Annotated in this window: 6 protein-coding genes; 2 read left to right on the top strand and 4 right to left on the bottom strand. The window is 57.1% G+C overall.

Annotation, left to right across the window (positions count from 1 at the left end):
- Positions 1 to 140 precede the first annotated feature (140 nt).
- The 4 genes from A3H92_06850 to A3H92_06835 all read right to left on the bottom strand — a co-directional run bounded on the left by A3H92_06850 (position 141) and on the right by A3H92_06835 (position 5,083).
- Complete coding sequence (locus A3H92_06850) at positions 141 to 980, bottom strand: hypothetical protein (protein OHC73900.1); 840 nt, start codon at positions 978 to 980, stop codon at positions 141 to 143.
- A 31-nt stretch (positions 981 to 1,011) separates the two neighbouring features.
- Complete coding sequence (locus tag A3H92_06845; protein ID OHC73899.1) at positions 1,012 to 1,806, bottom strand: flagellar motor protein MotA; 795 nt, start codon at positions 1,804 to 1,806, stop codon at positions 1,012 to 1,014.
- A 98-nt stretch (positions 1,807 to 1,904) separates the two neighbouring features.
- Entirely contained in the window at positions 1,905 to 3,194 is a 1,290-nt protein-coding gene (locus tag A3H92_06840) for a multidrug resistance efflux pump (GenBank protein OHC73898.1), read from the bottom strand.
- A complete protein-coding gene (locus tag A3H92_06835) occupies positions 3,191 to 5,083 on the bottom strand; it encodes a type I secretion system ATPase (protein OHC73897.1) in 1,893 nt (630 codons plus the stop codon). The genes A3H92_06840 and A3H92_06835 overlap by 4 nt, the downstream gene beginning before the upstream one ends.
- A gap of 111 nt (positions 5,084 to 5,194) precedes the next feature.
- Between A3H92_06835 and A3H92_06830 the strand changes: the two genes are divergently transcribed.
- The gene (locus tag A3H92_06830) at positions 5,195 to 5,497 is read left to right on the top strand and encodes a hypothetical protein (protein OHC73896.1); all 303 of its coding nucleotides are present in this window, start codon (positions 5,195 to 5,197) and stop codon (positions 5,495 to 5,497) included.
- Positions 5,481 to 5,747 carry a hypothetical protein gene (locus A3H92_06825; GenBank protein ID OHC73895.1) on the top strand — a complete coding sequence of 89 codons (267 nt, stop codon included), beginning with the start codon at positions 5,481 to 5,483 and terminating at the stop codon, positions 5,745 to 5,747. Before A3H92_06830 ends, A3H92_06825 begins: the two co-directional genes overlap by 17 nt.
- Positions 5,748 to 5,893: the final 146 nt, after the last annotated feature.

The following is a 5,893-nucleotide window of genomic DNA, read 5'->3' as shown; positions in this document are numbered from 1 at the left end:
ACGATTTCTTGCAAATCCGACTACGTCAAATCGCTAAAACCGCCCGGCAAATCAAGGGCGTTCGGAGTTTTTAACAGGGGACTGTGTAATCTGCGGATAATTCTCCGGGTATTTCCCATTCCTGCCAATGACGGCAATTCTTACGGTTTTTTAATAGCTTGCAGGTCTTGGCCGGCCTGCGGTTCCTGAGTGGTTGGCGGTTCCTGAGCCGTCTTCGGGTCTTGGGTTGCGGCTTTGGCCTTCTCCTCTTCAAGCTTTTTTTCCAGCTCAAGCTTCTTCTTTTTCTCGCCCTCAATCTTGAGCAACATCTTTTTGCGCTCTTCCATCGACATGGGATAGATGCGCGCCAGCACCCGGCGGTTATCAGCCTGGTTTTCGGGGATCGCGTTGCCCTCGGCGTCGCGGTTGGGGAACTTGGGCCGGGTTTCGGCGTAGCCGCTGGCCGACAGGCGTTCCGCGTCCATTTTCTCCTTGATGAACAGGCGCACGACGCCGGCGGCGCGATTCGCCGAAAGCTCCCAGTTGGAAGGATAGCGGGCAGTGCTGATGGGATCGTCGTCGGTATGACCCTCGATATCGATCATGAAGAGTCGATAGCGGGGCGCCGTCAGCATTTCGGCAACCTGCACAAGCACGGGAACGGCCTCTTCGCGGATATCGGCGGAACCGGGCTTGTAGAAGGCCGAACTGGCCAGCTCCAGGACTACGCCTCTGCCGTCGGTCGTGACCTTGATCGCCTGGTCGGCCTGCATGTCGGTGACCATGTCTTGCAGGTCCATCTTCATCTGCTTGGTCGGATTGACCTCGCCCTCCTTGCCGCCGATTTCCTTGGCGATGGCGTCCGAGGCTTCCTGCATGGCCGGGACGTCGAAGTTGGCGAAAGACAGCATCATGACGAAAAATGTCATTAACAGGGTAACGGTATCGGAATAGGTGAGAAGCCAGTCTTCCACTACCGGGCAGTCACACTCATCGATCATTGCCATGGCGGCGCCATCCTTGTAATTCGGCTTACTTTTTCATCTTGTCGATATTGAAGTGAATCGCCGGGTCAAGAAAGCTGTTCATCTTGTCCTGGATAAAGCGCGGGTTCTTTTGGTCGGCCAACAGAACCAATCCCTCGGCGACGAGGTAATTGCGGAAGCGCATGATCGATTCGCGCTGGCTGATCTTGTCGGCGACGGGCATATAACACACCTGCGCCAAAAGGACGCCGTAAAGAGTGGTGATCATGGCCACGGCCATGCCCGCGCCCAGGGCGGCGGGATCGGCGCCCATGCCGCCGAGCATGATGATCAGGCCGATGAGGGTGCCGACCATGCCGAAGGCCGGCGAAGCGGCTCCCAGGGAAGTGAGAATCTTCACCGGAACCATGTTGCGTCCGTATGTTGTCTCGATGGTGGTGGTGAGGATGCCGCGAATTTCCTCGCCGCTGTAGCCGGAAATGACCATTTCCACTCCGAACTGAAGGAACCTGTCGCCCTTTACCGATTTCTTGGCCTCGGATTCCAAGGCGGGGACGCCGTTCTTTTGAACAAGATAGCCCCACTTGATGATGCGTCCGACCTCGGCCTTGAGGACGTCGCGACCGATGACCGGCTTGGCGAAAACCTTCGACAGAAGCTTCAGGGAGATAATGACATAGCGCGGCTCATAAGCGATAAAGGTCCTCGTCAGGGCGCCGCCGAACACCATTATGAAGCTGGGGAGGTCAACAAAGACAGACCAGTTATCCGTAGCGATAAAGATGGACCCGAGGAAAACTCCCAAGGCGCCGAGAACGCCGATTAGTGTTGATAACGACATGCTATGCCTCTGATGTTCCCGTCTTTACCGAGCAATATAGGAAAGTACCGTAACGTCTTACATGAAAATGTTTAAGATTCATGAATACCCGGCTCAGATTAACGCTCGCGGAATGATTCGTGGCGTAGCTTAAGCACCGGCCTGATCAAATAGTCCAGAACCGTTTTCTTTCCGGTATGGATATCGACGGTGGCTTCCATGCCGGCCATGATCGGCAGATCGCCTTCATGTTTACCCAGATAGTGTTTTTTCGTTTCCACCTGGATGCGAAAGAAAGGCTCTCCCTTCTCGTCGGTGCTTGAATCGGGAGCGACCATGGAAACCACTCCGTCCAGACCGCCGTAACGGGCGAAATCGTAGGTCGACAGCTTGACCAGAACAGGCTGCCCTTTGTTCACATAGCCCCGGTCTAGCAATTTCAGCTTGGCGTCCACCACCAGTTCGGCCCCGGACGGCACGATTTCCATAATCGGTTCGCCGGGTTTGACGACGCCGCCGACGGTGTTGTAGAGCATTCGCTTTACCACTCCGTCGATGGGACTTTTGATTTCGGATCGCACTCCCTGCTTGGTGGCTTCGTTCAACAACTCGACAATGCGCGAGATCGCCTGTTCCGACTTGATCTGTTCCTCTTCCGCCTCGCGTCTGAATTTGTTCTTTTCCTCGTCCATCCGCCCCTTGGCCTCTTCAACGGCGGCCATGGTGCGCGGCAGGGCGGGAATAAGTCCTTGAAGTTCACCCTGCAGTTTTTCGACCTCGGCCTGCAACTGCAAGTGCTCCATCTCGGGCGTCAATTTTTCGGCCAGCAGCTTCTTTGACATCTCAAGGCGTTTTGTGGAGAGGGTCATGTTGCTTTTGATGGAAGCGATCTTGGCTTCCAGTTCCTTGACCTCCAGCTCACGCTGCCTGACCAGTTTTTCCTGAACGCCGATGATTGAAGCAATTTCGCGCTTGCGCGCCAGATAAGCGTTTTTCTGGGCCGTAACCTGGATCGGAATGCGGTTGGCCACGTCCTCGGGAAACTCCAGCGGCCGGCCGCTGGCTTCCGCCGCCAGCCGCGAGCGCACCAGAATCTGCGAATCAAGGCGGACCTGGAGTTCTTCCTTGTTGACGCCGCTGGTGGCCAAATCCAGTTGGAGGAGCTTGTCGCCCTTTTTCACCGAGGCGCCCTCGGAAACAAAAATGCCGACCACGATGCCGCCTTCCAGGTGCTGGATGACCTTGATCTGGCCCTTGGGAATAATCAGCCCGGTGGCTATCGACACCTCCTCAAGTTCGGCGAAGCTCGCCCAGGTAAGAGCCGCCGACAGCATAATCATCACCGGCCAGGCAAGAGGCCGCCATGAAGGCAAGGGGTGGCTGACAAGGAGGGCGTCAAGTTTGTTCATTTGGACACAGGTTTCCCGGCTTCAATTTTCTTCGGGGTAATCTTGGCCAAGGGCTGGGCATGAGGAGTCGCATGAACGACCGGCTTGGGCCGGGCGGTGACCTGCACCGCCGGCGGAGAGGCGGGCCTGCCCGTCGGCGGGGGGGGCGGAGGCGTGGGCTTGCCTGCGGGCGGAGGCGCGGCCTTGCCCTTGGGGGCGGTTCCGAACAACCGGGGCAGGATATCTTCGGCCGGCCCGGACAAGGCGATCTTGCCCTTGTCCAGCGCCACCAGTTCATGGCAGGCGGCCAACAGAATCGGACTGTGGGTGACAATAACGATGGTGCGCGTCTTGCTGATCTCGGCAAGCGTTTTGCGCAATTCCTGTTCGGCCTGGCGGTCCAGGCTGCTGGACGGCTCGTCAAACAGCAGCACCGGAGGATCGCCCATCAGGGCGCGGGCGATGGCAATCCGCTGGCGCTGGCCGCCGGACAGGCGTTGCCCCGCCTCGCCGACGCCTGAGGCGTAGCCGTCGGGCATGTCGATGATAAAGGAATGGGCACCCGCTTCCTTTGACGCCCTGATGATGTCGGCGTCGTCGGCGTCGGGGAAACGGTGCGTCAGATTATCATGAATGGTGCCGGAGAAAAGGATGGTTTCCTGGGGCACATAGCCGATCCAGCGCGCCAACTCGGGGCGCGAGAACTGGCTGATGTCGGCGCCGTCCAGAACGACCCGGCCGTCGGTCGGTTTATAAAGACCCTGAAGTATCTTGAGCAGGGTCGTTTTGCCGCAACCGTTGCGGCCGACCAAAGCGGTTATGCTGTGAGGCTTGACGGCCAGATCGACGCCGTTGATTACCGGGGGCAAATCCTCGGAATAGGTGAAGGAAACATTCTCAATGACGATATTTCCCTTGGGGCGCTCCAGTTGGATTTCGCTTTCCTGACGCTCGCTTTTGGCCTTGAAAATGTCGCCCAGCCGCTCCACCGCCTGTAGAAACCCGGCATAGGCGCGCCATTGGCCGACCAACTGATTGATGGGGCCGAGAAGTCTGCCGCTCAACATGTTGGTGGCGATCAGGGACCCCATGGTCAGACGCTGGTCAACGATGGCCAGGGCGCCGATGGTGGTAAGGCAGATCGACGTCATCATGGTCAGCGAGGCGCCGAGATTTGAATACCCGTCAGCCTTGGAGCCGCGCATGACCGAACGCTCGATGTTTTCGGCGTGTTTGTCTTCCCAGATCGGGCGCATGGCCGTGTCCAGGGCCAGCGCCTTGATGGTGGTGCGCCCGGAGATCATTTCCGTGACCATGGCGTCGCGGCTGACGCTGGAGCCGCGCTCGTCCTTGTTGGCCGCCGACAACACGGCGCCCGAGCGCCACGCCACCGCGATAAACATCGGCAGAATGATCAGCAGCACCCAGGCGACAGGCGCGGCGATAACGAATATTACTCCAAGGAACATGATGGCGAACGGCAGGTCGGCGATCAGGACCGCCGAGGCCCCCGACAGAGTGTTGCGCACCACGTCAACGTCGCGGAACAGGGCGTTCCAGTGGGAGCCGGGCCGGCTTTCCAGAGTTTGCAACGGCAACGACATTATCTTGTTGAAAAGTTTGCGTCCGACCTGAACGTCGATCCTCAGCGCCACCGTCTGCATGATCCGCGAGCGCGACATGCGCAGCACATAATCAAACACCAGCACGATGATCATGCCGATGATCAGGCCGTAGAGGGTGGAGATGCCGCCGCTGCCTATCACCCGGTCATAAACCTGAAGCACGAAAATCGGCACCGCCAGCGCCAGAATGTTGACAAAGGCGGACATCGCGATCACTTCACGGAAAATAGGAACCAGGGGATCGATGAAGGGCCTGATCCAGGAACGGGTTGATGGTTCTTTCATCGTCGAGGGATTATCCGCCGGTTGCTCACAGACGCCGGATTATATGCTGACCGTTTGCCGGAAGCTAGGCCCCCTCTTGGAAACCATTGTATATTATGATAATATACATAAATGATTGATTTCGAGCGGTTGACCGGCTTTCACTGGGACGACGGCAATGTCCGCAAAAACGTCGATAAACATGGCGTCAGTCAAGCCGAGGCGGAGCAGGTGTTTTTTAATGAGCCGCTTCTGGTCGTTGATGATTCCCGGCATAGCTTGTCCGAGCCGCGCTTTCATGCTCTGGGCGTCACCGATGCGGGGCGCCGACTTCATGTAACTTTTACCTTTCGGGAGGAAAACGTCAGAATTCGCGTGATTTCCGCCCGGGATATGCATCGCAAGGAGCGAAGCCGTTATGAACATGAAACATAAGACCATTCCTGATTTCAGGAACGAGGCGGAAGAACGGGTTTTCTGGGAGACTCACGACTCCGGCGATTATGTGGACTGGAGCAAGGCCAAGCGCGCCCGCATGACCAATCTCATGCCGTCAACAAAGGCGATTTCGCTTCGACTGCCGGTCGATTTGCTGGAGCGGATCAAGGCTGCCGCCAACAAGCGGGACGTTCCCTATCAGTCGTTGATCAAGGTCTGGCTGTCCGAGAAAATCGATGCGGCGTAAATTCAGGCAAGCCTTAATTTTCATTAAATCATGATCTTTGACCTGATTGCTTCGGATAGATATAGTGAACGGCATTATGGGACACCATGTGATCTGTTCGATTTAGAAAGCGGTCAATTCGATTTATTACCGACATGATGAATTGC

The organism is Rhodospirillales bacterium RIFCSPLOWO2_02_FULL_58_16 (assembly GCA_001830425.1).
Lineage (GTDB): Bacteria > Pseudomonadota > Alphaproteobacteria > Rhodospirillales > 2-02-FULL-58-16 > 2-02-FULL-58-16.
Note: the sequence above shows the minus strand (reverse complement) of the source record. Positions and strands in the feature narration are given on the sequence as shown.

Coding starts and splice junctions, on each gene's coding strand:
- A3H92_06840 (OHC73898.1), bottom strand. CDS start 3,194: ATGAACAAACTTGACGCCCTCCTTGTCAGCCACCCCTTGCCTTCATGG.
- A3H92_06850 (OHC73900.1), bottom strand. CDS start 980: ATGATCGATGAGTGTGACTGCCCGGTAGTGGAAGACTGGCTTCTCACC.
- A3H92_06830 (OHC73896.1), top strand. CDS start 5,195: ATGATTGATTTCGAGCGGTTGACCGGCTTTCACTGGGACGACGGCAAT.
- A3H92_06825 (OHC73895.1), top strand. CDS start 5,481: ATGAACATGAAACATAAGACCATTCCTGATTTCAGGAACGAGGCGGAA.
- A3H92_06845 (OHC73899.1), bottom strand. CDS start 1,806: ATGTCGTTATCAACACTAATCGGCGTTCTCGGCGCCTTGGGAGTTTTC.
- A3H92_06835 (OHC73897.1), bottom strand. CDS start 5,083: ATGAAAGAACCATCAACCCGTTCCTGGATCAGGCCCTTCATCGATCCC.